Genomic DNA, 25,961 nt, shown 5'->3' with positions numbered 1-25,961 from the left:
ATAATATGGCTAAAACAAAAGTACTAATAACCGTTAAAACTTATCCAGCAATTTCAGAAAAATATGATGAACTTGTTTGTACTGCGGGATTTTTGGAGGATGGTTCTTGGATAAGGATATATCCTATTCAATTTCGGAAGAAATCTTTTGGTGAACAATATAAGAAATATGATTGGATTGAGATTGATTTGGTAAAAAATGCTTCTGATTTTAGGAAAGAAAGCTACAGACCAGTTTCTTATGATACTGAGATAAAAATTTTAGACCATTTAGATACCAAAAGCAACTGGTTGCTAAGGAAAGAAATTGTGTTTAAGAATAAAATTTACACTGATCTTGATGAGCTAATCAAAGAAGCAAAAAATAAAGAAATTATGACTTCTTTGGCTGTGTTTTTTCCAACTGAAATTGTTGATTTTACAATAGAGAGTGTGGAAAGAGAATGGGATAAAAATAAATTGGCTAAACTAAAACAAGACAGGAGTAGCAACTTATTTGCTCAGGAAGATGAAGATCTTTTTGAAGTTGTCAAAAAATTACCATATAAGTTTTCTTATATCATTAAAGACAGTAATGGAAAACAAAGTAAAATGATGATTGAAGACTGGGAAATTGGACAGCTATATTGGAATTGTTTAAAAAAACATGAAGGCAATGAAAACAAAGCGGTTCAAGACGTTAAAAAACAATACCTAGACAATTTTGCTAAAACAAAAGATTTGCATTTATTCCTTGGAACATCACAACTTTTTCACTTTACAGGAAAAAATCCATTTATGATTATTGGAACATTTCACCCATTGAAAGAACAACAATTGAGTTTTCAGTTTTTTGATTAATATTAGATAGAGTACATTATATGGTAATATATACGTGTAAGTTTTTTATTTAAAATGACCAAAAAACTAATAAAGACAAAGAAATCCAATGTGAAAATCCTTCCGAAAATAGGACGATATATCAGTTCCTGATCTAAATTATATGAAAGATTTCCGAGTTGAATATATAACAAAAAGAAAAGAAAGGAAAGAAGAAATTTTAGAAATCAAAAAAGATTTTGGAAATTCGCTTTGTACAAGATTGTGTAAGGGAGATTTCGGAAAATCGGAAGAATTTCGTAAACATTCAAAACAAAAAAACTCTGATACTTGTATTTATCAGAGTTTTTTAATTGTTGTTAAGTAGCCCGTAGGGGAATCGAACCCCTCTTACCAGAATGAAAATCTGAGGTCCTAACCGATAGACGAACGGGCCCTCTATCTTCCACTAATAAAAGTGTGTTAGTTTTGTTTTTATAAGTTTATCAACTCTTAGTTTTGTAGCCCGTAGGGGAATCGAACCCCTCTTACCAGAATGAAAATCTGAGGTCCTAACCGATAGACGAACGGGCCTACTATACTTATTAAGCTAGTTTGTTAACGTGCTTAGTTAATTTGCTTTTTAAGTTAGCAGCTTTGTTTTTGTGGATAATGTTTTTCTTAGCTAATTTATCCAACAAAGAGATAACTTTTGGCAATTGTTCTGCAGCAGCAGATTTATCTTCTTCATTTCTTAATACCTTCATAGCTGTTCTAGCAGTCTTGTGGTAGTATCTGTTACGAAGTTTTCTTACTTCGTTTTGTCTAATTCTTTTTAATGCTGATTTATGATTTGCCATATCGTTCAAATGTGAGTGCAAAAGTATAACCTTTTTTTTTATCTACCAAATTTATTTTTAAGTTTTTTTAATTTTCTTCTGATAAATATTTTCGTAGTTTATCGATTGCTTGTTCTATTTTAATATTCTCGTCTTCTCTTTCTATTTTTTTGATTGTGCTTGTAAGCATAACCATAGCGTTGTTCCATTCTCCAGTAGTGTTGGTGAAGGTGAGTTCATCAATCGTTACTTCAAAAGCGAACCTTTCTCCTTTCCTATAAAGTCTGAAACTTATTTTATCATCTCTGCCTGTAATCCCATCTTCATTGATCTTTAAATCATAACTTTTTGGGTTAGAGTGGATTTTCTTAAAAAGCAATTTAGCTTCTTGTATTTTTAAATCCGGCATGATATATAATTTGGATTATTACCCAAATAAACGTAATAAATTAATATTCAATCATTTGATTCTTCTATTAAGAAAGCTTTGTCAGATTTCTTAACGTTTTCCAGAAGAATTCGGATGCAAAAATAGTTATTTTTTTATGAAATTCCTACCCTGTGTAATTTATTTTTCATGAAAAATTGCAGTGTCTTATAAGGTTGAATGGTGAGGAGGTTATGAAAATTATGTAAATCAGAACAATATGATGTTGAAATCTTAAGAAATGCGTTGTAAAAGTTGTGTTATTGTCAACGTAATTTTATGTTTCTCAGGGAGGATAGAAACTTATTAGTTTTGCATAAGAGTTTTGTTTTTTTAATATATTAAGAACAAACTTTCATGGTGTATTTTTTTGTAGTGATTTATAGGGGTGGTTTTGAAGGTTGAGAAAAAATATTAAAATAATTTATAAATAAATAAATTAAATGTATTTTTTTATTAAAATATTTTTATATTTGAGGAATGAAATATTTCTTGCATTTGAGAAATAAATGGTTTTTAACTTTATAATATTTTAACTTATGAGCAAAAAAAAATTATCATTGAAGAAAGAAAAAATTACATCATTGACAAAATCAGACATGGACTCTATTAAAGGCGGAGTTGCACAGTTAGAGAATGATTTAGCTGCTGGTAGCGCTGGTAGTTCTAATCATGACTTCACTTGCTGTTGGTGTACAGGCGGAGGCGGAGGCGGAGGTACTGTTACGTATGATCCTAATTTGACTACACAGCCAACGTATACAACTAATTCGCCGTTTCCAACAAGATAATTTATGTGATTTACAAATTAGACAATGCTTTGCGGGTGTGCAGAGCATTGTTGTTTTATGGAATAAAATGAAAATGGATTTAACTTGTAGAATTGATGAGAAAATTCATGAAATTTCAAAATGCTATATCGAGAATTTTGCTCCTTCAGAGCATGATTTATCTTTGTTTGAGGGTTTAGGGGGGGTGGCATTATTTTTCTATGAAAAAATACACTCAGACTTATGTTCTGGAAAAGATAAAGAATTCTTTTTTGAACTTTTTGATGTTATTTATGATAAATTGAATGAAGATGATTACACTCTAACCTATTGTGATGGTCTTGTTGGTGTAGCTTTTCTTATAAGAGTTTGTAAGGATTATCTGTCAGATAATGACTATGACGTAGAGCAATTATTGATAGATATTGATAATGTTATTCTTGAATCTAATAATAATTATTCTGATGTTTTGTATGATTTTAATTCTTTGGACTTTTTGCATGGGAAATTAGGAGTCTTACATTACTTAATGACCTTTAATGTGAGGCCTGCCTTTTCAGAAGGGTTTTATGATAATATTGTTTTATCTTTATTAAAAAAATTACAAATAGCCAGAAATGAAAATGTTTCGATTAATTATGGTTTAGCGCATGGTATGTGTTCCTATATACATGTAATTATTAAAGGAATTGATGCGTTTTCAAGTAAGACTAGTTCTTTAATGCTTTTAAAGCTAATAGAAGAAATATATTTAGATGCGGATGTTAATTTTTCTAATCTTTCTCTTTATCCAAGTATAAGTAATGAAAGAGATTTTGAAAGAAAAGCATCATCTTTTCACCCGTTAGGATGGTGTTATGGAGACCAAACTATTTCGATGTCGTTATATAAATTGGGTGTATTTTTGAATTCTGAAAAATTATTAAACCATGCCTATGAAATTTCCAACCATTGGAAATTAAGAAACAATATATTTAAAGCTCTTGGTAATCCTCTTTATTATGATTTTTCTTTTTGTCATGGAGTTTCAAGTGTTGCTTTTTTTAATAAAAAATGGTATGATATTACAGGTGATTCTCAATTTTTAGAAAATTATAATTATTTTATGGAATTGATTGTGACACAAATACAGGGAAATGATAATATTGCTGGATTTAAAAAATGTACAGGGAATGACCTATTATATAAAAAGGATTGGGGAGTATTAACCGGTGTGGCAGGAATAGCCTTAAATTTACTTTATCAAAGAAATAAAAATAATAATAAATGGTTAAAGTTGTTTTTATATGAGTGATTTATTTTCTAAAAGTGTCATTAGGACACCTGTAAGAACGTATGAGTATTATAAAAAAATAATTAATTTAAAAAAAGAGGAACTTTTTAAGGCTTTAATACATGATGATTATTTTTTAAATGCATTAAATACAGCTTCTCCAATCTTATATTCTGAATTTATTAAACTAGATGAAACTAGTTTTTCCAAGAATCAGAAAATGGTTTTAACTTGTATTAAGTATCTTACGAGATTATCTACACGTTGTACTCCTTTTGGGCTTTTTTCAGGTAATTTAGTTGTTGAAAATAGGAATGAGCAAAATATATCTGATTTTACTATAGATAGAAGCTTAGATTTTGAGATCCATACTCGTTTGGATTCAAATCTCTATCAAATGTTATATGATGAGGTTGAAAAAGACATAAGATTTCTTCCGTCTCTTAAATATTATACTAATACAAGTTTATATGCTCATAATAATTCTTATAGGTATGTTGAATTTAGCTATGATGAAAAAAGTGGAAGAAAATATGCATTAACACAAGTAAAAAAGGATTTTATTTTAAAGAAAATTATTGATAAATGTTTTCAAGGAATAGAGTACAGCTACTTGATAGAATATATTGTGAATTTTGGATATGAAAAAATTGAAGCAGTAGAATATATAAATGAGCTAATTTCTTCTCAAATAATTGTTTCAGAATTGAGTCAATCTTCTATAGGCTCTCCTCCAGAATTAGAATTTTTAAATAAATTAAAAAAGATTTATGAAAAAAATAAAATTCAACTAATTAAAGAAAAGATTGACTTCTTGAGTAGTATTATTTCTCAAGGAAAAAGTATTGATAGTCATAATCAATTTTTATCCCTTAAAACAACAAGTGAATTAGAGATTTTATTAAAAAACAAATTTCCTAATAAAAGAAACAATATTTTTTTACATAAAGAGATTAATTATAATACAAAAAATAGTATTCCTGTATCTTACAATAAGTTCATGGAAGATGCTTTGTTTGTATTAGATAGGATTGGTGATAAAAACAGTGTTGAAGAATTACGGATTACTAAGTTTAAAAAGCTTTTTTTAGAAAAATATGGTGATTCCATTCAAAAATTAACAAATGTATTAGACGCGGAATCAGGAATAGGGTATGGCGAATTTTTAAATAGTGGAGGAATAGATGACAATCCTTTAATATTTAATCTCCAAAACTCAGTATTTGAATATAAAAATAATATAGAAATATTTTCAAAAGATAATTATTTAATTTCTCTAATTAAGAGTGGTCTTAAAAATAACGATACTTCTATTAGGCTAGAATATGAAGATTTAAAAAAAATAGTGCCTGAAAATTTGAAAAAAGGAGCCACTTTTGTTTTTTTGGGGGAATTATATAAAAATGCAGAAAAAAATAAAAATGTTTTTCATATTAAAGGAATAGGAAGCTCTCCAATTAATTTGTTAGGTAGATTTACTAATAGTAATGAAAAAATTAATGATCTTGTAGAAGAGATAGCGGCTTTTGAAGAACAGTATTTTAAGGATTTTATATGTGCGGAAATAGATTATATACCTGAGTCAACTCTTGGTAATGTTATTTTAAGAAAACAATTTAGAAAAAATCATATTTCATACCTAGCTAATTCTATTTTTAAAAACAATATTAATATCCAAGATATATATGTATCTATAAGAAATGGGAAAGTTATCTTAACAGATACTAATAACAGAAATATTATGCCATTTTATTCTAATGCATTTAATGTTAATCATCCTAAAAATTTACCTTTCTTTGAATTATTAACAGATATTAAATATCAATATGATTATACAAACTCAAAAAATTTTAACATTGATAAATATCATCAATTTATAGACTATATTCCGAGGATTGAATATAAAGATGTTATTGTTAGAAGGTCGAGTTGGATAATTAAATTTTCCGAATTAAAAAATACAGATATTAAAGAATTAGCAAAAATGCTATCTGATTATAAAGTTAAAAGATATGTAACATTTGGAGAGGGAGATAATGAATTATTAATTGATGTTGATAATGAGTATACTTTGGAGATATTGCTAAAGGAGCTGGAAAAGAAAAAGAGTATAATCTTAAGAGAGTATCTTTTATCTGAATTTAATTCTGCTGTTAGAGTAGGTAATCAAAATTTAAATAATGAGGTTATTTTCTGCAAGAAAAATCTAATTGATTGTAACGAAAATTCTCTTGTTATCCCTAAAAAAAATAATATTCAGCAATCTTTTTCCCCAGGTTCCGAATGGGTGTATTTTAAAGTTTATATAGGGAATAAAGCTATTGATGATTTACTTGTTAAAATAGATAAAGTAATTCATGAAATGATTGGCAAAGGGTTAATTAATTCCTTTTTTTATATTAAATATGTGGAAGATTCTTTTCAGTTAAGGTTAAGATTAAAATTAACTCATGTTGAAAATTTTGCGATAGTTTTTAGCAAAGTTTCGACCTTTCTAGAAAAATGGAAAAAAAGTAGGATCGTTCATAAATACTCTCTTGAAACATATGAAAGAGAGTTAGATCGGTATGGATATTCTCAAATTGAAAATTTTGAAAAAATATTTTTCAAAGACAGTTTACTATCTTTGAAATTTATTAAAAATTCTAAAAAAATAGGGATTCAATCTTGGTTATTTTGTGCAGAGTATATTTTTAATATTATTATTGAATATTTCAATGATGAAAATGTAGCTCTAGAATTCATCGAGTTTATGAAAATTAGCTATGATGTCGAATTTAAATCAAACAAACATACCACCAGGTCTATTAATTTGAAGTATAATAATAATAAAAATATTTTACAAGAAATATTTGTTAATAGGAAGAGTCTATTAAAAGAGTCGAAAAACATACAATTCGAGATTCTTGACCTTTTAAGAAAAGTTCATTATTCTTCTAAAAAGGAGCTTTTTTCATACTTAGGAAGTGTATTTCATATGCATATTATAAGAGTTGTTAGAGCAAATAATAGAATTTATGAATATATAATTTATTGCTTTTTATTGAAAATAATCAAAACTCAAATTGCTAAAGGGAGTAGTCAAACAGGTGAAATGAAATAGCTTTTGTTAAAAATGTGTTAAAGGATAAGTGTATTTAAGATTTTAACCTTGTATGAGATTTTATATCCGTGATATTATGGTTCCGTTGATACTTTTGGAATAAAAAAATCCCGGAACCTTTTATTGGTCGGGATTGAGTGTGTAGTTTAGTAGCCTATAGGGGAATCGAACCCCTGTTGCAAGAATGAAAATCTTGAGTCCTAACCACTAGACGAATAGGCCGAATTTTGAGGTTGCAAAAGTAATAATTAACTTTCTAACTTCAAAATTATTTTTTAGAGTTATTTGTAAACCTTCTGAATTACTGTATTTTTAATTCCTTTTGCTTCAATTTCTTTTTGAAGTTTTACAGCGTCCTCTAAGGTGTAGACCTTTCCGTAAGTGTAATAAAATACTCCATTTTCTTTATTCCTTTCAACATCTTTTAATGTCTGGATAATAAAAGAATTTGCGTTTAATTTATCACCGGTATATACTTCTAAAGTATAATATCCTGAACTCAATTTTTGATTAGGCATAAAACCTACAGCGTAAGCATTTCTGAAACCTGCATCTTTAGCTGTTTTTAGATTAATATCTTTTACAGATGCCATATTGGTTACACTGTAATAATATTTGTATTGTCCGTTTTCCTTGATAGTAAGAATGTAGTTTAGACCTTTAAGAGCGGGATCTCCATCATTATATTTAGTAGGAGAGCTCATAAGTAAAATTCTGAAATCATTTTTTAATGGAACTTCTGCTAGTTTTTCTGGTTCAACTTTTTTTGTTGCATAAGAATTACCTCCTGATTTTCGGTCAATAGCTTTTTTATAGTCAATGATAGCTAGGTAAATACTTTGAGAAATTTCGTCCTGACCTTTTTCTGATGCTAAATAATGACTTTCTTCCGGATGATTGATGAATCCTGTTTCGATAAGAACGGAAGGCATTGCATTCATACGAAGAACGTGAAGGTTCTTCTGGAATACCCCTCTTGAAAACCTTTTGTCTCTGTTTACAAAGTTGCCTTCTACCAAACCACCCAAAAGAAGACTTGATTCTAAATATTTACTTTGTTGAAGTTTTAAGGCTATTAAAGATTCAGGAGAAGTTGGGTCGTAAGAACCGAATATCTGTTTATCTTTTTCATCAAGATAAATTACATCATTCTCTCTCTTAGCAACTTCTAAGTTAGTGTCATTCTGGTTGGGGCCTTGCACATAAGTTTCTGTTCCGTATGCTGTTGGTCTCTGTGATGAATTACAGTGAATTGATACGAAAAGATCTGCCTTGCTTCTATTTGCTAGGTTGGTTCTGTCAGAAAGAGAAGGGTATTCATCAATTTTACGAGTGTAAATTACTTTGAAATCTTTATTTTTTTCAAGCATTGCTCCAACTTTTAATGTTATGGCAAGCGTGACGTCTTTTTCGGCAACTCTTCCTATGTCTGCATAGTTTCTATAGGCTCCATGATCGCTACCTCCGTGACCGGCATCTAAAACTACCGTGAATTTTTTTTGAGCGAGAATAAAATTGGAAACCAGTATAAGAAGAAATGATAAAATTATTTTAAAATTTTGTTTGTGCATCTTACAGTTTTAAAAATTATATTAATTTTGAGCCTTAATTAGATACAATAAATATAAATAAAAATTGGTCAAAACCGTCTTCAAAAATATACTACAAATTTTAATTATCCTAATTTTTAACAATTTTTTAGCACAGGAAACTCCTGAAAAATTGCCTAAAAATGCGGTTAATGATACTATTTCCAAAAAAGATACCATTGTTGTAAAAAAGGAATCTTTGGATGATATTCTTCAGACAAAAGCTGATGATATGCGTAGAGATGTCCCAAAAAAGATGACTTATCTGAATAAAAATGCTCAGGTGAAATATCAGGATATGCAGATTGATGCAGATTATATTTCTATCGATGAAGAGAAAAGTATCATGTTTGCACGTGGAAAGCAGGATTCTTTAGGAAAGAAGATTATAGAACCTGTAATCACTACTCAGGCAGGTAAAAAATATGAAACAACTGAGTTTAGTTATAATTACAAAACAAAACAGGCAATTGCTTACAACGCAAGAACGGAAGAAAGTGAGGGAGTGATTGTGGCTCAGAAAACTAAAAAATACAATGATTCTGTTTTCTTTATGAGGCGTGGTAAGTATACTACGGATGAATATTTCTTAAAGAAAAAAGATACAGTTGCTGACTATTATTTATTGGCTCCACATATTAAATTAGTAAAAACTAAGAATAAATCTCAAATTGTTACGGGGCCTATTCAAATGTATATAGAAGATGTTCCCACTCCTTTGGTGATGCCGTTTGCTGTGTTGCCTTTTTCTGATAAAAGATCCGCTGGAATTCTTATTCCGAGTTTTGGGGAAAGACAAGATGTTGGTTTCTTTTTAAATAGTATTGGATATTATCAGCCAATCGGAGAACATTTTGATGTGAAAATTCTTGCAGATATCTATACTAAAGGCAGCTGGAATCTCAGACCAGAAATGAATTATGTGAAAAAATATCGATATAGTGGTAATTTTTCAGCGGATATAGGAACTACAGTAAGAGGAATTAAAGGTCTTGACGATTATGGAAAGACAAGTACCTATAGAATTGCCTGGAGGCATACACAGGATACAAAAGCGAATCCTTTTCTTACATTCTCGGCTTCAGTTGATATAGTAAGCAACAGATTCTATAATAATACCATTAATAATAATTATATTTTCAATCAAAATGTATTAAATACTCAGCAAAACTCAACGGTTACGGTGACTAAGAGGTTCTTGAAACTGCCTGTTACAATTACCGGAACGGCTTCGTACTCTCAAAACTTTGCAACAGGAAATTCAGATTTACGTTTACCCCAGATGAATGTAGCAATTAATCAGTTTTATTTATTTAAATCGAAAACAGGTGTAAGACAAGGTTTGCTAGAAAATATTACCGTAAATACAGGTCTTAACTTGTCAAATTATGTAACGACGACAGAAGGAGAGCTTTTTACGGCTGCAATGTGGGATAAATTGCAAACCGGTTTAAAAAATAATATTTCGTTGGGTACAAATACCACAATTGCTAAATTTTTTACCTTCAGTTTAGGAGCAACTATTGATAATGCTTTAACAACTAAAACTCTTACTAAATATTATGACCCTGTTATAAATAAGGACATTGACGTTGTTAATAAAAAATTAGCAGGATATTCTATTTTTTCTACTACAGCAAGTTTACAAACAACTCTTTATGGAATGTTAAAATTCAAAAAAGGGTCTGTAGTTGAAGCTGTAAGACATATGATGACGCCTAGTATCGGGTTTACTTATTCGCCGGATTTCGGAGGTTCTAATTTTGGATATTTTAAAAATTATTATAACGCAAACGGAGCTTTGACTACCTATTCTATATTTGAAAAAGGAATTGTAGGGCAGCCAACAAGCGGAATGGTAGGTTCTTTAGGTTTTAATATTGGAAACAATATTGAAATGAAAGTAAAATCTAAAAAAGATTCTACAGGAGTAAAAAAAGTGAAAATTTTTGAATCACTGAACCTTTCAGGAAGCTATAATTTTGCTGCTAAAACCCATCCTTGGTCTATTTTTACAATTAGTGGGCAATCTTCTTTCTTCGAAAATAAATTGAGCGTAAACACCAGTTTAACATTAGATCCGTACAAAATTGTATTTATTCCGGGACAAGATAGTGGAGTAAGAACGGAAGATTTTGGACATTTTAGTGTTCAAGGGTTTAATGTTCAGTTGTCTTATCCTTTAAGTAGTGAGATTTTTGGAGAGAAAACAGATTATGCTAAAAAGTATTCGCAAAAAGGAGAAATCAGAAATGAAAATTATTATTTTGATGATGATAATTATTCAAGATTTGGTCAGACTTGGACATTGAATATCAATGCGAACTATGCTTATACCCGAAATTTAACCAGAGAAGGGAATAAGATTGCTTCTGTAGGTTTGGATGGAAGTATTAAACTTACACCATATTGGAATATCAACGGAAGTACCCATTATGATATTGTTACGAAACAATTGGCTTATACAAGAATTGGTTTTGCGAGAGATCAGCGAAGTTTTACAATTAATTTTAACTGGGTTCCGTTTGGTCAGTATAAGGTGTATGATTTCTTTATCGGAATTAAAGCTAATATTTTAAGTGATGCTTTAAAGTATAAAGACAGAAGTTTTACGCAGCCAAATTCACCTTTCTAATATCGGAGTTAATATTTGAGGAGATAAATAGAATATAAATTTTATATTTGCACCCAAAATAAATTCTAATGAAAAAAATAATTAACACAGTTAATGCTCCTGAGGCAATAGGGCCTTATTCACAAGCTAACCTTGCGAATGGTGTTTTGTATATTTCTGGTCAGATTCCTGTAGATCCTGTAACTGGTAAATTGGTAGAAGGAATTGAAAAAGAAACGCATCAGGTAATGAAAAACCTAGAAGCTATCCTTACAGAGGCGGGAATGACATTTAAAAATGTTGTAAAAGCTACTATCTTCCTTAAAAGCATGGATGATTTTGCTGTAATGAATGATATTTATGCATCTTATTTAGATGCTGATAGTTATCCGGCTCGTGAAACTGTACAGGTTTCTTGTTTGCCGAAAAACGTTGATATAGAAATTTCTATGATTGCACATCAAGATTAATGAACTTCTTTAGAAATACATTAGCGGTTATTGTAGGGCTTGGTATTGCCGGGCTTATTATTACTCTTGGTATAAGAGCGTTTCCGCAATGGGTTACTTTCGAGGCTTTTGCTCCGTTTGAGCATTGGCAGAGGTTTCTTTTTAGTATGAAAGACGATAAGGCTTTCTTTGGCTTCCTGTTGTTTATTTCTGGTTTAGGAAGTACGGTAGGAGGTATTGCAACTGCTATTATTGTAAAGTATGCTAAAGTTGCCTATGCTATTCTTATTGGGTTTATAATGCTTTTTATAGCAATGTTGGATGTTATTATTTTTCCTTATCATCCTACATTTTATAAAATATCCATTTTTCTTACATTCTTTCCTTTCTCCTGGCTTGGAGGCAAGATAGTTGAGGTTATTTACGAAAGGAACAAGAAAAAAAGAATCGCTGAGAAAATGAATAATAAATCTTAAAACATTATTTTAAAATAAAAAAAACCGCCGTAAATTTTACGGCGGTTTTTTTTAATATGAATTTTTATTTGCTGGTTTATTTTAAGGCATTTTAAATCCTTTTGTATAGATTCTACCATATTCATCTACAAACTTCACTTGTACATTTCCTTGGTATTTTTCTAAGATTTTTTCTACGTCTTTTTGAGAGTTTACAGGTTTTCCGTTTATTTCAATCACGATGTAGTTGTCTACAATACCTATTTTTGCCATTTCGCTGCCTTCTGCAACGTTTTTAGCAACTACACCACTGTTTAGTCCGTAATCAGTTTTAAACCTGTCACTTAGTGGTTCGAAATCTGAACCTATTTTTTCAGTTACAGTTAATTCAGATTTAGATCTTGTAGAAGTACCTCCTTTTTGATCCTTTAGGGTAACAGTTGTTGTATTTTCTTTACCGTTTCTTAAATAAACTACTTGAACTTTATCTCCAGGACGTTTGCTTCCGATTGCCATTGATAAATCTGCAAAATCAGTAATTGCTGTACCATCTATTTTTGTGATGACATCTCCAACTTTCAATCCTGCATCTTCAGCGCCGCTATTATCTCCGAAGCCTGTTACGTAAATTCCTGCACCAGATTTGATATTTGTTTTCTTTTGTTGATTGTAAGCTGCAACTTGCATATCATTAGATAAATCTAAAGATTGTACACCCAAGAAGCCTCTTTGTACAATTCCGAATTTCTTGATGTCCTCAACAATTTTTCTAGCTAAGTTTGAAGGAACAGCAAAACCGTATCCTTGATAATATCCTGTTGTAGACTGAATTGCTGAGTTGATACCGATAAGATCTCCATTTGTGTTCACCAATGCTCCTCCTGAGTTTCCAGGATTAATAGCTGCATCCGTCTGAATAAAACTTTCAATTGGGTTTGCTGCTTTTCCTTGAGAGCTTAGAATACCGATACCTCTACCTTTGGCAGAAACAATACCTGCAGTAACTGTGGAGTTTAATCCAAGTGGGTTACCGACAGCCAATACCCATTGTCCTACTTCAATATTATCTGAATTTGCAAAATTCAAATAAGGAAGTCCTTTCTCTTCGATTTTTAGTAAAGAAATATCGGTATTAGGGTCAGTTCCTACTAATGTTGCGATATAAGACTTTTTGTTGCTTAATACAACTTCTAGTTTGTTTGCTCCAGCAACAACATGGTTATTGGAGATGATATATCCGTCAGGAGATATGATTACACCAGAACCCATTCCTGAGGGCATATTGTCAGGAGTTTGCTGTTGTCTTTGTCTTTGCTGTCCTCTTCCACCAAAAGGATCTCCGAAAAAGAAATCAAATAAATCCTGTTCTGAGGCTCTGCTTGAAGACCTGTTTTGATAATTTTTAATAGTAACTACAGCTGGAACTGTCGTTTTTGATGCTTTTACGAAATCATCACCCACTGCAGCTGAATTCATCCCTGCGAATGATACGTTTGAAGATTTTGTAAAATATGATTGGTCTTCATTATTATTAGAATTGTGACCAAAATATTGTATCGTTCCAACGGTAGTAGCTCCTGAGATAACTCCTACTACTGCAAATGGTAATAGTTTTTTTAAAGTACTCTTCATTGTATATCTTTCTTTATTATTAATTTAATATTTTCGTTTTACAGTAAACAAATTTAATGCTAAATAGGTGTGCAATTAGTATGCAATGTTTCAATTTTAACTAAAATTTAACAGGAATAGTGGTAATTTGCACATTATGTCACAATTGTTAAGATTGAAATTAACTAAGATTAAAATTATATTAAAGACAATATGTCATAATATAAGATGTTATAAAGGTACTAAAAGTTAAATTCTGATTGAAGAATAGCTAAAAATTAGTCATGCTATATTCATTATCATAGAGGTTGTGATTTTATCCAATAAATATACTCAATTGAAAAATGATTATCTTTGCAAAAATTTTCTTAAAAAGGAATGACAAAAAGCGGAAAAATAGAATTAATGTCTCCTGCTGGCGATTTTACGTCATTACAGGCAGCTATAGATAATGGTGCAGACTCTGTATATTTCGGGGTAGAGCAGTTGAATATGCGTGCGAGAGCTACAATGAACTTCACGATAGATGATTTGCCTGAAATTTCAAGAAGATGTTCTGAAAAAGGCGTAAGAACATATCTTACCCTGAATACTATTATATACGATCATGATTTATCCATTATAAAAACTCTTTTAGATAAAGCAAAAGAAGCTAATCTGACTGCTGTAATTGCAATGGATCAGGCTGTTATTGCGTATGCAAGACAAATTGGCATGGAGATTCATATTTCCACACAAATCAATATTACGAATATTGAAACAGTGAAATTCTATGCGCTTTTTGCAGATACAATGGTAATGAGCCGTGAATTGAGTATCAGCCAAATCAAAAAAATCTGTTCTCAAATAGAAAAAGAGCAGGTGAAAGGACCTTCGGGAAATTTGGTTGAGGTTGAAATTTTCGGGCATGGAGCTCTATGTATGGCGGTTTCCGGTAAATGTTATTTGAGTTTACATTCTGCGAATTCTTCTGCAAATAGAGGGGCTTGTAAACAAAATTGCCGTAAAAAATATACGGTCATTGATCAGGAAACAGGTTTTGAAATAGAACTTGATAACGAATATATGATGTCTCCAAAAGACCTTTGTACTATCGGCTTTTTGGATGAAATTGCAGATGCAGGTGTTAAAGTTTTAAAAATAGAAGGTAGAGGTAGAGCTCCGGAATATGTAGCAACTGTTACAAAATGTTATAGAGAAGCTATTGATTCTATTGCTGATGGAACATTCTCTCAGGAGAAAGTTGCAGAATGGATGACTCAATTAGAAACTGTTTATAACAGAGGTTTCTGGAGTGGTTACTATTTAGGTCAGGAATTAGGGGAATGGTCTTCAAATTCAGGTTCTAGTGCTACTCAGAAAAAAGTTTATATAGGAAAAGGAAGACATTATTACCCAAAATCAAATATTGCTGAATTTTTAATTGAGGCTTATGATTTAACGATAGGTGATAAAGTTTTAATTCAAGGTCCTACCACAGGTTCTCAGGAAATGGTGATTGAATCTATGCAGGTGGATGAAAAAGAAGGGGCTACAAAAGCAACTAAATCTGATGTGATTACATTTAAAACTGATTTTAGAGTGCGTCCGTCAGATAAATTGTATAAAATTGTAAAAGTAGAAGAGCCGGGAACTCAGCAAAATAATGTGGAGGAAGGTGCTTATTCTCACTAAAATTTGCTTATCAAGTTAGAGTATGGTTGTAGTTACGCTTCAAAGGGATAAATGTATTGGATGTAATTATTGTGCAGAATTTGCTCCCGAATATTTTAGAATGTCTAAAAAAGATGGAAAATCTGTATTGTTAAAGACAATTGATAAAAAAGGATTTTATACTTTAAAAATTCCGAATGCGGAAGCTCTTGAACCTTGTGATAAAGCAGCGAAAGCTTGTCCTGTTAAAATTATTACAGTAAAAATGATTTAATTGTGTTAAAAGCCGAGCTTAGAAAAAAATATATACTAAAAAGAAAAGCCTTGTCTACTGATGAGGCTTTCTTGTTATCCGAAAAAATTTTTGAAAATTTTATTAATTATTTCAAACTAGAAGAAGGAATGAAGATCCATATTTTTCTTCCTATTTTAGAACGAAAAGAAATCAATACTCAGATATTTATTAAATATTTTTTAGAGCATCAAGTTCGTGTTTTTGTACCCAAAGTAATTGATGGTAGAATGATTAACATCGAAATTTCTGAAAATACTCAATTTGAAACCAGCAAGTGGGGAATTCCTGAGCCTGTTTCTAATGAAGATTCAAATGAGGCCTTTTTTGATTATGTTATTACGCCCTTGCTTTATTGCGATGAGGAAGGGAACAGAATAGGCTACGGAAAAGGCTTTTATGATGTTTTTTTTCAAAATATTTCCTTGGAATCCAAAAAAATTGGAGTCAATTATTTCAATCCTTCCGAAGTTATCGATGATGTTTGGGAAAATGATAGTCCTCTTGATTATTTGGTAACACCTGCAGATGTACTGTCTTTTTTCAAAGGTTTAGAATAAAAATTTATGAAATAAAATTTAAATTCTTTGCTTTCCTTCTGGTTTGATAGTAAAGTATATTGTGCGTTTTTATTATATGTTCCCAGCGATTTGTTTTTACTGTCAAAGTATTCAACAACAAATTTTGCAAAATCTAAAGTGTCCTTTTTGTAATAGTCTTTATATACCTCAAGGTTGTTTACTTTCACGCTTTTTACCTTTAAACTATCCAATTCTCGGAATAAATTTTTGAAAGTAGTAGAATCCGGCTTGTGAAAATAGCTTTGCATTTGAGAATAGATTACAGTGTCAATTTCTGTGTTTTTATTCCCGGAAAGATATAAAGTAGACAGGTCTAAAAGTTCCTGTACTTTTTGCTTAGTAATGGAATTTACAGCCTGCATACTGTCCATTTGTACCGCAGGATAGGTTTTCGTATTGTTGCTGTTTCTAAGTTTATCCAGATCGCTTACTTCAGTCTTTTTATTATTACATGAAACAAAAAGAAGAACCCAAATTGTAAAAGCTAAAAATTTATTTATTTGTTTCATCTGTGGTTGCTATTTTGAATTTGATTGATATAATTTTTCCTTTTTCTTTTTTCATTTCTATTACACTAAGGTTTTTTAGGGAAGTGGTTGGTGTTGTTACCAGTGTAATATATTTTTGTTTGTCTAATCTTTCAATACCGTATGTTTTACTGTCGTAGACCTGGTAAATGATTGCATTGTCACTTATTAAGTTTTCTAATTGGTTTCTTTTCTGCTTAATAAGATTCATTTGCTCTTCTTTGGGAGCTCCTGTAACATCTTTAACGGAGAAATAATAAGCCGCCATTTTGTAATCATCGGGTTTCAATTCAATCATTTCCTCTTCGGGAGCATTTTCAAGGCTTCTGTTTACTTCAAGATATTCATAAAAAGGAGCGGTGATCTGCATTTTCAGATTTTTATCCTTGGTTGAATATATAAAGCATTCCCCTGGTTTTATTTTATAAAGAATTGGAGATTCATTTTCTTTAACAACTTTTATTTCTAAAGTATTAATGACATTTGCTCCTCTGTCTGCATCAGTGAAACAGTATTTATATTTTTTCGAAAAAAGTTCATCTTTAAATCCTAAAACTCCCAACAAAACAGCAAAAGTGGAAGTAATCGCAAACCAAGCGGTCTTTTGATAATTCTTTTTCTTTGTTGTAGAATCAAAATTTTGAGACTTTTCAGTAGGATTTGAATTTATGCTAATATTCTGATTATCAGTATTTGATTTTTGTAAAATAGGATTTTCTGGAGTGCTGAACTCTGATTTTTTAGGTGAAAAATCGTTTTCTGGTGTATTTGTGATGTTAGAAATGATTTTTTCCAATTCTTTTTCCTCTTCTTCGCTAATATTTTGTTCATCTTGTAGCAATTCGCCAGCAAAAAGATGCTGCTTCTTGAACTCATACCATGAGTCATAACCCGCATAAATACTCAATAAATTGAGCATGTCAATTCTTGGTAATTTTGTTACAGGGGAGTTTTTGAAATAAGTATAAAAAGATTTTTCGCTGATGTTGCCTTTCGCTTTTTTACGAAGATCTTCTTGAAAGTATATGATGTCAATTCCCTTCCATTTTGAAATATCATTATAAGAAGGGGTGTATTCTTTTAAATATTGAGCCTGTACATCTTTTTTTAGTTGCTCAAAATGTAATAGATCTAAATCAGTCAAACTATTTAAAATAATTAAATTATTGATTTTCAGTTACGTTTTTTTGTAAAACTATTTTACAAAGGTATTACAATTATTTTGCCTAGACAAATTTTCTATCTGCTATACCTTTGTCTTGTTCAAATAAACGAACAGAGAATAATTTTATAAAACAATATTAACAAAATTAAATTTAATTTATTATGAAAAAGTCATTATTCGTAGCTGCTATCGCTGCAATCTCTCTAGTTGCTTGTAAAAAAACTGAAGCTACTGCTACTGAAGGAGCTGTTGATTCTGCTGCTGCTACTACTGATTCTGCTGCTGCTGTAGTTGATTCTGCTGCTGCTGTAGTTGATTCTGCTGCTACTGCTACTGTAGATGCTGCTAAAGATGCTGCTGCTACAACTGCTGCTGCTGCTGAAGGTGCTGCTGATGCTGCTAAAGGAGCTGCTGAAGCTGCTAAAGATGCTGCTACTGAAGCTAAAAAATAATTAGTAACTACTTACTAAAATAAAGGAACCGTTTCACTCAGTGAAACGGTTTTTTTATGGAGTAATTTATTGTATTGTTATGATTTTTGTCTTAAGGCTTCATAACAGGTAATTGCAACGGCATTACTTAGGTTTAATGAATCTATGCTTCCTGTCATTGGTATTAATGTATTTTTACCTTTTCCGTACCAGAAATTACTTAAACCCGAATGCTCGGTTCCAAATAAAACAGCAGATTTTTGTTTAAAATCTCTTTTGAAGATATTTTCAGAGCTTTCGTCCATGATGGTTGTGTAGATGTTAAAAGAGTTTCTGTTTAAAAAATCTAAAACTTCTTCATTTTCACCCTGAAAAACTTCCATTCCGAATAGGCAGCCTACACTTGATCTGATAACATTTGGGTTGTAAAAATCCGCTTTTGTGTCGGTAATGATTAATGCGTCGATTCCAAATGCTTCACAACTTCTTAATATTGCTCCTAAATTTCCTGGTTTTTCGACACCTTCAACAATAATTATGGTTGAGTCATCTTTAGGCTTAAAAGAGGATAAATCTGTTTCTTTAGTTTTGTAAACTCCGATAATTCCTTCGGAGGTACCTCTGTAAGCTATTTTTTCATAGACTTTTTCACTTACATAATGGATTTTAGCTTGTGGAATTTTATTTTTGAAAATATTTTCACAAATGAAAAACTCGACCGGCTCAAAACCGTATTTTTGAGCTCTTTCATTTTCCTGTTGCCCTTCAACTACAAAAACTTTTGATTTTTTACGAAATCTATTGTCTGTAAGAAGTTTGGTGACGTTTTTTATTTTATCGTTTTGAAAACTTTCGATTAACATAGCGCAAAATTATGGAAAATTTATTTTTAAATGACTAAACAAAAAACCTCAGAGGTTAATCTGAGGTTCATTAATTTATTTTATTCTTCCGAAGTTTCTTGAGATTCATCAATAGACCTTAATTCGGAAATTTCTTCATTGGCTTTTGCTCGTGCAACTAAATTTTCTGGTAAGGCTTTTGTTGCTCTTGCTCCCATTACTTTTAATCGTTGTACTGCTGTAACCAGGTTTCCTCTTCCGTCAACAAGTTTATTCATTGCGCCTTCGTATTCAGATTTCGCTTCTTCCATCTTCTTGCCTACTTTGAGTAGGTTGGTGACAAATCCGTCAAATTTATCGTATAAAGCACCTGCCTGACGAGCAATTTCAATAGCATTGTCTTGTTGTTTCTGGTTTGTCCACATACTGTCAATGGTTCTCAGAGTTGCTAATAATGTGGATGGTGTCACAATGACAATGTTTTTTTCAAAGGCTTTGTTGTATAACTGATTGTCGTCATTTAAAGCTATTGCAAAAGCAGGTTCAATAGGAATAAATAATAAGACGAAGTCTGGGCTTTCCATTTCATAAAGAGTATGATAGTTTTTTGTACTCAATTGCTCAATATGTCTTTTCAAAGATGAAATATGTTCTTTTAAAAATTGACTTTTTAATTCGTCGTTTTCTTCATTCACAAATTTTTCATAAGCTACTAAAGAAACTTTGGAGTCGATTATCATTTTCTTTCCGTCCGGAAGATTGATGATTACATCCGGCTGTACACGATTACCTTCGTCTGTTAAATGACTTTTTTGAATTTCGTATTCTCTTCCTTTTTCAAGACCTGATTTTTCTAAAACTCTTTCTAAAACTAATTCGCCCCAGTTTCCTTGTGTTTTGCTGTCTCCTTTTAGAGCTTTAGTCAGGTTTATGGTTTCCTTGCTCATTTGAGCATTCAAATCTTTAAGTCCGATAATTTGTTCTCTTAAAGCTGCATGGTAATCAATGCTTTCTTTATGGGTAGTTTCTACTTTTTTCTCAAAATTGTTGATTTTTTCCTGCAAAGGATTTAAAAGGTTTCTGATATTTAATTGATTTTGTTCTGTAAATTTCTCAGATTTTTCTTCTAAAATTTTGTTGGCAAGATTTTCAAATTGCAGTTTTGCTTCTTCTTGAATTTTGGTGATTTCCTCTTTTTGTGTTTCCAGTAACTTTTGAAGATTTTCATTTTGAGCAGAAAGCTCTGAGTTTTTTGCATAAATATGCTGTTTCTCTGATATTAAATTTTCAATCTGGTTGGTTTGTTTTGAATTAATTTGCTTTTGTTCTGAAAACTGAATGCTCAAAGAAATGTGCTCTGCTGAAATTTTTGCAAATTCATTTTTTAGATCATTTAAAATGTCAGATTGCTGTTGATTGAGTTCTTTCTCTGTATTGATAGCCTGGCTAAGTTCCTGGATTTTAAGATTTGAATTCTCTAAGTCTGACTTGGCTTTTATTTGTAAGTTATTTAATTCATCATAAGAACTTCTTGAAACAGTGCTTGATTTTTGCATAAAATGCATAAGAATAGCTCCAAGAATGCCGCCAACAATAAATCCGATAATTAAATAAGTTATTTCCATCTTCCAAAATTACAAAAAGAAAAGTTCATTTTTGTTATGGGAAACCGTAACGTTTTTATAGTTTAAAAGAAATTTTAAATTGTTTTTGTTGATGCCAATATTTCAATATTTTTAACAACATCACTGTTTTCACATTTTTTCAGTTCTTTAAGTAAAGTAGGAGTCAGGATTTTTGTGCTGATTATTTGAGAAGATACTTTTGCTGTGGCATAATCAACAATTTTGATGACAGATTCTCTTAGGAAATTGGGTGTGTTTGAAGCGATAACTGCCGTAGTCCATGAAGTTTCTCTTGCTTTTGAAATGGCAAAATCTAAAATTGCGTTATCTTTTCCACTGGAAATTTTATCAATCAAGTCGATGGGATAACAAATTTTATTTAAAGAATCCTGAACTTTTTGGTTAATGGAAGCAATGACGGTATTTATATTTTCGAAATCTTTTTTCAAAGGATTGATTTTTCGGTAAGGCATTATAGATGCTGCTGAAATTCCTAAATCTAGGTTGATATGTGCATTCATCCCTAAAAAAATATGTTGTAAGATTAAAAGGTCTTTGTTTTTTGTCGCTTCGAAGGCTAAATACCAGGAATTTGTACATTTTTGTCCTTTCGAATAAGAATCCCAAGCATCGAGATAACGTTTTGCGAAGGCAATGTCAAGTTGAGTCATTCTGAGATTGTCCTCAAATTTTTTCTGCTGAATTCCTTTAAGAACCTGTGCGGTCATTATTCTGTAAGTACAGGCAAAATACCCGACAGGACTTTTGTTTTCTTTTGCCCAAATGATAATTTCATCAAGTTTTTTTAAAACTTCTTCTATTGTTTTCATGGTGTTTTGTTTTTATAAAAATAATAAAACCTCACAATTTTGCGAGGTTTATATTTTAAGGATTTTCTTTTGCTATTTCAGAATGATGTTCCAGGTACATCGGTAATGCAGCCGAACCATACCAAGGGAAAATTTCGTATCCAAAAATGCCTGCCTGAACTGCCGGATCTGTTTTTACCCATTCTTCGGCTTCTTCTTTAGATTTTGTATTGAATATAAACATTCCGCGGAAGTTTTGCTTGTTCTCTTCAAAAAATGGTCCTGCAACTACAATTTTGCCTTCATCTGCTAATTTTCCGATGTTGGCTAAATGCCCTTTCATTAGTTCGCTATTTTTTGCTTTGTCTTCAATTTTAGTCGTTCCGGGTGTTAACATTACAATTACATAATGTTTCATTCCATATTGGTCTGCGCCTAATTTTGTAGCTAATTCCTGATTAAATTTAGGTGTTTCTTTTGTCTTTTGTGCAAATGAAAGTATTGCAATAAAAAGAGAAAGTGTTACAATAAATTTTTTTGTCATTATATTAATCTTTTATTCTTAAAAATTCTTTTGCTAATTCAATCATTTTTGGGTCACCTGTATATTTTCCGTGTTCGTCAGAAAGTTTTACAGTAGGAATCCATTCTTTGTTTGGAGCCTGAACTCCAATTAATTTCATCACAATATTCATTGGTTTTAGCCCTACATCATTGGTGAGATTTGTTCCAATCCCAAAAGATATGCCAATTTTGCCTTTGCAGTAATTTGTAATTTCTTCCACTTTTTCAAGATTCAAACCATCAGAGAAAATGATGTATTTGAATAAAGGGTTGATCCCGTTTTTTACATAATGGGCAATGGTTTTGTCAGCAAATTCCAAAGGATCGCCACTGTCATGACGAACTCCATCGAAAAGTTTTGCAAATTTTTTGTCAAATTGTTGGAAGAAAACATCCGTAGTATAGGTGTCGGAAAGTGCTACTCCTAAATCTCCTCTGTAAACATCAACCCAATGTTCAAGGGCTAATTCGTTTGCCATCTTGAAACCATATTCTGCTGCATGAAACATGAACCATTCGTGAGCGTGAGTTCCGATTGGTTTTACGCCGTATTTCATAGCAAAATAAACATTTGAAGTTCCTATAAACGTAGAATCTTTTTTCTGAGTTAAAGCTTCCATGACTAAATTTTGAACACTGTGTGAATGTCTTCTTCTTGTTCCAAATTCTGCAAAAGTCACTCCCAGTTTTTGTAAAGAATCTGCTTTTTCAAGGGTCTTATTCATTACGATTTCGTTAGAATCTCTTTCCATGTGATTCATTTCATAATGAAGTTCGCTTATTAAAGCTAATAATGGAACTTCCCAAAGAATCGTTCTGTACCAAAGTCCTTCAACAGTTACACTCAAATCATTCCCGGTTTGAAAAATTTTTACTTCAGAAGGGTCATAATGATAACCTTCAAGAAAATCTAAATAGGGTAAATCTATGTACGGGCAGGTTTTTGCCATGAACCTTTTTTCTTCTTTTGTTAATTTAAGTTCAGCCATTTTATTTACGGCTTCTTTTAAAGCAACATCAAAACCTTTAGGAAATTGGTGTTTTCCTCTGTTTATGAATTCATATTTTACTATTGTGCCTGGAAATAATTTTACCACAGCATTCTGCATAGTTATTTTATAGAAATCATTATCTAATATTGAATTTAATCGTACGTTGCTCATAATTGTGTAATTTATACGCAAATATAATAATTAAAAATAAAATCGCCTAAATGTAAGGCGATTTTTTATATTTCTAAGTAAAATTTTTATTATTACTTTCCTAAATAAGAATTGTACATCCAAACTTCTTTCTCTTGTTCTGTGATATAGTCGCTCATTTGGGAGTTTGTACCTTCATCTCCTGCTTTGTCTGTAATATCTAAAAGCTCTCTCTGTAAATCAATAACAACTTTGAAGGAGCTCAAAATATTTTCAACACTTTTGGTAGCGTCACTTACTTCTTTGCTTTCTTTAATGGTAGAAACTTTCAGATAATCTGAATAATTATGAGCAGGTGTGGCTCCTAAAGTCAAGATTCTTTCAGCAATTTCATCAATTTTTAGGACTAAGTTATTATAAAGTTCTTCAAATTTTGGATGAAGAGTGAAAAATTGGTCACCTTTAATGTTCCAGTGAGAACCTCTTGTATTTTGATAAAATACCGAATAATTAGCTAATAGAATATTTAATTTTTCTGAAATTTTTTTGCAATCGGCTTCTTTTAGACCGATAATACCAGCATTTTTCATAAGTTTATTTTTTATATAGTAAAGGTAGGAAATATCGTGCCGAAACCCTTTAACCTGTAATAGATCATAACTATGATACGATTTATATAAAATAATTAGAATAAGTTTGCCTAATATTTTGGATGGTATGAAAAGTTTGCTTATAACTCTAGGTCTTTTTTTAGGAATTTGCTTTATCTATATATTGATAATGCTATCTACAACCGAAAATTTTTTTACTTATATATTGGATGATGCATATATTCATCTTGCTATTGCGAAAAACTTTGCAATACATAAAGTTTGGGGAATGACTCCTTATCGTTTTTCATCATCATCATCGTCTCCAATATTTACTTTTATTTTAAGTGTGTTGATTTATATTTTTGGAAATAATGAACTGATTCCTTTGGTTTTTAATCTGATATGCTCTGTCTTTTGCATTTATTATTTAAATAAATACTATTCTCAATATCTGGATAAAAATAGGAATGTAGTAATCGCTTCTCTTTTTACTCTTTTCTTTGCAGTTGTTCAATTGCAGATTCTATCGGGAATGGAACATGTTTTACAATGTCTGATAATTATTGTCAATGTTTTCTTTTTTCAAAAATGGAGTAGGCAGGATTTTGAAAGTTCAAATGCTGCATATTGGTTTTATTTTACAATTGCTTTATTAGGGCTTGTAAGATTTGAAAGTATGTTTTATTTCGTTGCATTTGCTTTCTTATTTGTATGCCTTAAAAGGTTTAAAGATGCCTTATTGGTTATTCTGTTTGGCTTTATTCCTATTTTGATATTCGGATTTTTTAATTACCAAGAGGATGGGTATTTCTTTCCTAATTCGGTAGTAGTGAAGGGGACTTCTATTGATTTTTCTGGAAATTATATGTTGCAAATTACCCATTTTTTATCAAAAATATTTCTAAATGTAACTTTTTATAAAATAGGATTTTTTCCTTTGCTTATGGTTGTCGTTTTTACTTTTAGAGATTATAAGAAAGGTTTTTCCTTAAAGCAAATGATTGAAAATAATTTCCTTCTATATGTTTTCACCATCACATTACTCTTACATGGAGTATTTGGAAATTTTAGAGGCTTTTTTAGGTATGAAGCTTATCTAATGGTGGGATTTGCAATGGTATTTATTCCCAAAATAATATCCTTTTTTATTAATCCGGTTGGATATTTTAAAAGTGATTGGATCATGACTGTTTTGATTCTTGGGAATATAATGCTAATGTTTTATAAATCAGGATACGGACATAGGATGATTATTAGTGGTAGTGATGATATTTATCAGCAACAGATTCAGTCAGGAAAATTTTTGAATAAATACTATAATACTTCAAAAGTTGTTGCCAATGATATTGGGGCTATTTGCTATTTTTCAGATATTCATCTTTTCGATTTTGCGGGTTTAGCTTCAGTGGAGGCAATTCCATATAATAAAAATGAAAAAGAATTTGGTCAGGATTTTGAAAATTTCCTTACAAAATATACTATTGATAATAAATATGAATTGGTAATTGTGTATGAAGAGTGGCTGAATGGGCGTGTTCCAAAGAATTGGAAAAAAGTTGCAATATTAAAAATTAGCAACACTATTTCGGTGGCACAAGATCATGTTGTTATTTATTCAATTAATCCTAAAATTTATGATCAACTAAAAAATAATATTAAAAATTTTAATTGGAATAAAAATGTAAAAGTTGAAATAATTGATTAATAAAGCGAATATTAATATTATAAATTGTTAAAGAAAAGATTATTTCTATATAACTGCTTGTAGATTAAAAAATTATTATTATTTTTGCACCCTAAAATAAAAAGC

Annotated in this window: 25 protein-coding genes and 3 tRNA genes; 13 read left to right on the top strand and 15 right to left on the bottom strand. The window is 30.7% G+C overall.

Translation table 11 applies throughout. The features are described from left to right. Positions 1-5 precede the first annotated feature (5 nt). Together OH806_RS12725 and OH806_RS12720 are read left to right on the top strand one after the other, a co-directional pair. Positions 6-839 carry a hypothetical protein gene (locus OH806_RS12725; protein ID WP_264744048.1) on the top strand — a complete coding sequence of 278 codons (834 nt, stop codon included), beginning with the start codon at positions 6-8 and terminating at the stop codon, positions 837-839. A gap of 142 nt (positions 840-981) precedes the next feature. Then, positions 982-1,185: a hypothetical protein gene (locus OH806_RS12720; protein WP_264744047.1), complete on the top strand. Its 204-nt coding sequence runs from the start codon at positions 982-984 to the stop codon at positions 1,183-1,185. Here OH806_RS12720 and OH806_RS12715 read toward each other — a convergent pair. The 4 genes from OH806_RS12715 to OH806_RS12700 form a co-directional block, all read right to left on the bottom strand. Continuing rightward, a tRNA-Glu gene (locus OH806_RS12715) sits at positions 1,183-1,254 on the bottom strand. The genes OH806_RS12720 and OH806_RS12715 overlap by 3 nt on opposite strands. 65 nt (positions 1,255-1,319) lie before the next feature. Beyond that, positions 1,320-1,391, bottom strand: a tRNA-Glu gene (locus OH806_RS12710). Positions 1,392-1,402: 11 nt separating this feature from the next. Continuing rightward, positions 1,403-1,657: a 30S ribosomal protein S20 gene (gene rpsT, locus OH806_RS12705; protein ID WP_264744046.1), complete on the bottom strand. Its 255-nt coding sequence runs from the start codon at positions 1,655-1,657 to the stop codon at positions 1,403-1,405. Positions 1,658-1,724: 67 nt separating this feature from the next. Beyond that, positions 1,725-2,045 (bottom strand): hypothetical protein, encoded by a 321-nt coding sequence (locus tag OH806_RS12700; RefSeq protein ID WP_264744045.1) that lies wholly within the window; start codon positions 2,043-2,045, stop codon positions 1,725-1,727. Positions 2,046-2,602: 557 nt separating this feature from the next. Here OH806_RS12700 and OH806_RS12695 point away from each other — a divergent pair. The 3 genes from OH806_RS12695 to OH806_RS12685 all read left to right on the top strand — a co-directional run bounded on the left by OH806_RS12695 (position 2,603) and on the right by OH806_RS12685 (position 7,209). Beyond that, positions 2,603-2,854: a class I lanthipeptide gene (locus OH806_RS12695; protein WP_264744044.1), complete on the top strand. Its 252-nt coding sequence runs from the start codon at positions 2,603-2,605 to the stop codon at positions 2,852-2,854. Positions 2,855-2,921: 67 nt separating this feature from the next. Then, the gene (locus tag OH806_RS12690; RefSeq protein ID WP_264744043.1) at positions 2,922-4,127 is read left to right on the top strand and encodes a lanthionine synthetase LanC family protein; all 1,206 of its coding nucleotides are present in this window, start codon (positions 2,922-2,924) and stop codon (positions 4,125-4,127) included. Continuing rightward, a complete protein-coding gene (locus tag OH806_RS12685) occupies positions 4,120-7,209 on the top strand; it encodes a lantibiotic dehydratase (protein WP_264744042.1) in 3,090 nt (1,029 codons plus the stop codon). Before OH806_RS12690 ends, OH806_RS12685 begins: the two co-directional genes overlap by 8 nt. Before the next feature lie 150 nt (positions 7,210-7,359). Here the strand turns inward: OH806_RS12685 and OH806_RS12680 are convergent. After that, positions 7,360-7,431, bottom strand: a tRNA-Glu gene (locus OH806_RS12680). A gap of 59 nt (positions 7,432-7,490) precedes the next feature. Beyond that, positions 7,491-8,780: an N-acetylmuramoyl-L-alanine amidase family protein gene (locus tag OH806_RS12675; protein ID WP_264744041.1), complete on the bottom strand. Its 1,290-nt coding sequence runs from the start codon at positions 8,778-8,780 to the stop codon at positions 7,491-7,493. A gap of 64 nt (positions 8,781-8,844) precedes the next feature. Here OH806_RS12675 and OH806_RS12670 point away from each other — a divergent pair, with 64 nt between their 5' ends. From OH806_RS12670 to OH806_RS12660, 3 genes are all read left to right on the top strand, one after another. Continuing rightward, positions 8,845-11,433 (top strand): putative LPS assembly protein LptD, encoded by a 2,589-nt coding sequence (locus tag OH806_RS12670; RefSeq protein WP_264744040.1) that lies wholly within the window; start codon positions 8,845-8,847, stop codon positions 11,431-11,433. A 68-nt stretch (positions 11,434-11,501) separates the two neighbouring features. Beyond that, positions 11,502-11,882, top strand: coding sequence for a RidA family protein (locus tag OH806_RS12665; protein ID WP_264744039.1), 381 nt, complete (start codon positions 11,502-11,504; stop codon positions 11,880-11,882). Continuing rightward, positions 11,882-12,337, top strand: a complete 456-nt coding sequence (locus OH806_RS12660; RefSeq protein ID WP_264744038.1) for a hypothetical protein — start codon at positions 11,882-11,884, stop codon at positions 12,335-12,337. The genes OH806_RS12665 and OH806_RS12660 overlap by 1 nt, the downstream gene beginning before the upstream one ends. Positions 12,338-12,418: 81 nt before the next feature. On the opposite strand, the gene OH806_RS12655 is transcribed toward OH806_RS12660, so the two are convergent. Further along, positions 12,419-13,948, bottom strand: a complete 1,530-nt coding sequence (locus tag OH806_RS12655; RefSeq protein WP_264744037.1) for a trypsin-like peptidase domain-containing protein — start codon at positions 13,946-13,948, stop codon at positions 12,419-12,421. A 357-nt stretch (positions 13,949-14,305) separates the two neighbouring features. On the opposite strand from OH806_RS12655, the gene OH806_RS12650 reads away from it, so the two are divergent. The 3 genes from OH806_RS12650 to OH806_RS12640 are packed head-to-tail and all read left to right on the top strand — an operon-like array spanning position 14,306 to position 16,432. Beyond that, entirely contained in the window at positions 14,306-15,601 is a 1,296-nt protein-coding gene (locus OH806_RS12650; RefSeq protein WP_264744036.1) for a peptidase U32 family protein, read from the top strand. Positions 15,602-15,623: 22 nt separating this feature from the next. Next, positions 15,624-15,854, top strand: a complete 231-nt coding sequence (locus tag OH806_RS12645) for a ferredoxin (protein WP_264744035.1) — start codon at positions 15,624-15,626, stop codon at positions 15,852-15,854. Positions 15,855-15,856: 2 nt separating this feature from the next. Then, a complete protein-coding gene (locus OH806_RS12640) occupies positions 15,857-16,432 on the top strand; it encodes a 5-formyltetrahydrofolate cyclo-ligase (RefSeq protein ID WP_264744034.1) in 576 nt (191 codons plus the stop codon). Here OH806_RS12640 and OH806_RS12635 read toward each other — a convergent pair. Both OH806_RS12635 and OH806_RS12630 read right to left on the bottom strand, forming a co-directional pair. Then, positions 16,381-16,962 carry a hypothetical protein gene (locus OH806_RS12635; protein WP_264744033.1) on the bottom strand — a complete coding sequence of 194 codons (582 nt, stop codon included), beginning with the start codon at positions 16,960-16,962 and terminating at the stop codon, positions 16,381-16,383. The two genes, OH806_RS12640 and OH806_RS12635, sit on opposite strands and share 52 nt — an antisense overlap. Then, positions 16,946-18,124, bottom strand: coding sequence for a hypothetical protein (locus tag OH806_RS12630; protein WP_264744032.1), 1,179 nt, complete (start codon positions 18,122-18,124; stop codon positions 16,946-16,948). The genes OH806_RS12635 and OH806_RS12630 overlap by 17 nt, the downstream gene beginning before the upstream one ends. Before the next feature lie 182 nt (positions 18,125-18,306). On the opposite strand from OH806_RS12630, the gene OH806_RS12625 reads away from it, so the two are divergent. Continuing rightward, positions 18,307-18,597, top strand: a complete 291-nt coding sequence (locus OH806_RS12625) for a hypothetical protein (RefSeq protein ID WP_264744031.1) — start codon at positions 18,307-18,309, stop codon at positions 18,595-18,597. Between the two features lie 77 nt (positions 18,598-18,674). Here the strand turns inward: OH806_RS12625 and OH806_RS12620 are convergent, their stop codons facing one another. The 6 genes from OH806_RS12620 to OH806_RS12595 form a co-directional block, all read right to left on the bottom strand. Beyond that, positions 18,675-19,439 (bottom strand): TrmH family RNA methyltransferase, encoded by a 765-nt coding sequence (locus OH806_RS12620; RefSeq protein ID WP_264744030.1) that lies wholly within the window; start codon positions 19,437-19,439, stop codon positions 18,675-18,677. A gap of 80 nt (positions 19,440-19,519) precedes the next feature. Beyond that, positions 19,520-21,043, bottom strand: a complete 1,524-nt coding sequence (locus OH806_RS12615; RefSeq protein ID WP_264744029.1) for a DNA recombination protein RmuC — start codon at positions 21,041-21,043, stop codon at positions 19,520-19,522. A 74-nt stretch (positions 21,044-21,117) separates the two neighbouring features. Continuing rightward, a complete protein-coding gene (locus tag OH806_RS12610) occupies positions 21,118-21,873 on the bottom strand; it encodes a DUF5995 family protein (protein ID WP_264744028.1) in 756 nt (251 codons plus the stop codon). A gap of 55 nt (positions 21,874-21,928) precedes the next feature. After that, entirely contained in the window at positions 21,929-22,396 is a 468-nt protein-coding gene (locus tag OH806_RS12605) for a YciI family protein (RefSeq protein ID WP_264744027.1), read from the bottom strand. Between the two features lie 4 nt (positions 22,397-22,400). Beyond that, positions 22,401-23,579 carry a nicotinate phosphoribosyltransferase gene (gene pncB / locus OH806_RS12600; protein WP_264744026.1) on the bottom strand — a complete coding sequence of 393 codons (1,179 nt, stop codon included), beginning with the start codon at positions 23,577-23,579 and terminating at the stop codon, positions 22,401-22,403. Positions 23,580-23,671: 92 nt separating this feature from the next. Then, complete coding sequence (locus OH806_RS12595) at positions 23,672-24,148, bottom strand: Dps family protein (protein ID WP_264744025.1); 477 nt, start codon at positions 24,146-24,148, stop codon at positions 23,672-23,674. Between the two features lie 127 nt (positions 24,149-24,275). On the opposite strand from OH806_RS12595, the gene OH806_RS12590 reads away from it, so the two are divergent. After that, positions 24,276-25,856: a hypothetical protein gene (locus OH806_RS12590; RefSeq protein WP_264744024.1), complete on the top strand. Its 1,581-nt coding sequence runs from the start codon at positions 24,276-24,278 to the stop codon at positions 25,854-25,856. Positions 25,857-25,961: the final 105 nt, after the last annotated feature.

The organism is Chryseobacterium oryctis, assembly GCF_025971925.1.
GTDB classification, from domain to species: domain Bacteria; phylum Bacteroidota; class Bacteroidia; order Flavobacteriales; family Weeksellaceae; genus Chryseobacterium; species Chryseobacterium oryctis.
This window is presented reverse-complemented; position numbering and strand designations above follow the sequence as displayed.

What these genes read in the sequence shown, in the direction of transcription:
- rpsT (WP_264744046.1), bottom strand. Translation starts at nt 1,657, where the DNA reads ATGGCAAATCATAAATCAGCATTAAAAAGAATTAGACAAAACGAAGTA.
- OH806_RS12625 (WP_264744031.1), top strand. Translation starts at nt 18,307, where the DNA reads ATGAAAAAGTCATTATTCGTAGCTGCTATCGCTGCAATCTCTCTAGTT.
- OH806_RS12615 (WP_264744029.1), bottom strand. Translation starts at nt 21,043, where the DNA reads ATGGAAATAACTTATTTAATTATCGGATTTATTGTTGGCGGCATTCTT.
- OH806_RS12675 (WP_264744041.1), bottom strand. Translation starts at nt 8,780, where the DNA reads ATGCACAAACAAAATTTTAAAATAATTTTATCATTTCTTCTTATACTG.
- OH806_RS12595 (WP_264744025.1), bottom strand. Translation starts at nt 24,148, where the DNA reads ATGAAAAATGCTGGTATTATCGGTCTAAAAGAAGCCGATTGCAAAAAA.
- OH806_RS12655 (WP_264744037.1), bottom strand. Translation starts at nt 13,948, where the DNA reads ATGAAGAGTACTTTAAAAAAACTATTACCATTTGCAGTAGTAGGAGTT.
- OH806_RS12590 (WP_264744024.1), top strand. Translation starts at nt 24,276, where the DNA reads ATGAAAAGTTTGCTTATAACTCTAGGTCTTTTTTTAGGAATTTGCTTT.
- OH806_RS12635 (WP_264744033.1), bottom strand. Translation starts at nt 16,962, where the DNA reads ATGAAACAAATAAATAAATTTTTAGCTTTTACAATTTGGGTTCTTCTT.
- OH806_RS12610 (WP_264744028.1), bottom strand. Translation starts at nt 21,873, where the DNA reads ATGAAAACAATAGAAGAAGTTTTAAAAAAACTTGATGAAATTATCATT.
- OH806_RS12695 (WP_264744044.1), top strand. Translation starts at nt 2,603, where the DNA reads ATGAGCAAAAAAAAATTATCATTGAAGAAAGAAAAAATTACATCATTG.
- OH806_RS12665 (WP_264744039.1), top strand. Translation starts at nt 11,502, where the DNA reads ATGAAAAAAATAATTAACACAGTTAATGCTCCTGAGGCAATAGGGCCT.
- OH806_RS12700 (WP_264744045.1), bottom strand. Translation starts at nt 2,045, where the DNA reads ATGCCGGATTTAAAAATACAAGAAGCTAAATTGCTTTTTAAGAAAATC.
- OH806_RS12620 (WP_264744030.1), bottom strand. Translation starts at nt 19,439, where the DNA reads ATGTTAATCGAAAGTTTTCAAAACGATAAAATAAAAAACGTCACCAAA.
- OH806_RS12725 (WP_264744048.1), top strand. Translation starts at nt 6, where the DNA reads ATGGCTAAAACAAAAGTACTAATAACCGTTAAAACTTATCCAGCAATT.
- OH806_RS12650 (WP_264744036.1), top strand. Translation starts at nt 14,306, where the DNA reads ATGACAAAAAGCGGAAAAATAGAATTAATGTCTCCTGCTGGCGATTTT.
- pncB (WP_264744026.1), bottom strand. Translation starts at nt 23,579, where the DNA reads ATGAGCAACGTACGATTAAATTCAATATTAGATAATGATTTCTATAAA.
- OH806_RS12690 (WP_264744043.1), top strand. Translation starts at nt 2,922, where the DNA reads ATGAAAATGGATTTAACTTGTAGAATTGATGAGAAAATTCATGAAATT.
- OH806_RS12660 (WP_264744038.1), top strand. Translation starts at nt 11,882, where the DNA reads ATGAACTTCTTTAGAAATACATTAGCGGTTATTGTAGGGCTTGGTATT.
- OH806_RS12720 (WP_264744047.1), top strand. Translation starts at nt 982, where the DNA reads ATGAAAGATTTCCGAGTTGAATATATAACAAAAAGAAAAGAAAGGAAA.
- OH806_RS12685 (WP_264744042.1), top strand. Translation starts at nt 4,120, where the DNA reads ATGAGTGATTTATTTTCTAAAAGTGTCATTAGGACACCTGTAAGAACG.
- OH806_RS12645 (WP_264744035.1), top strand. Translation starts at nt 15,624, where the DNA reads ATGGTTGTAGTTACGCTTCAAAGGGATAAATGTATTGGATGTAATTAT.
- OH806_RS12605 (WP_264744027.1), bottom strand. Translation starts at nt 22,396, where the DNA reads ATGACAAAAAAATTTATTGTAACACTTTCTCTTTTTATTGCAATACTT.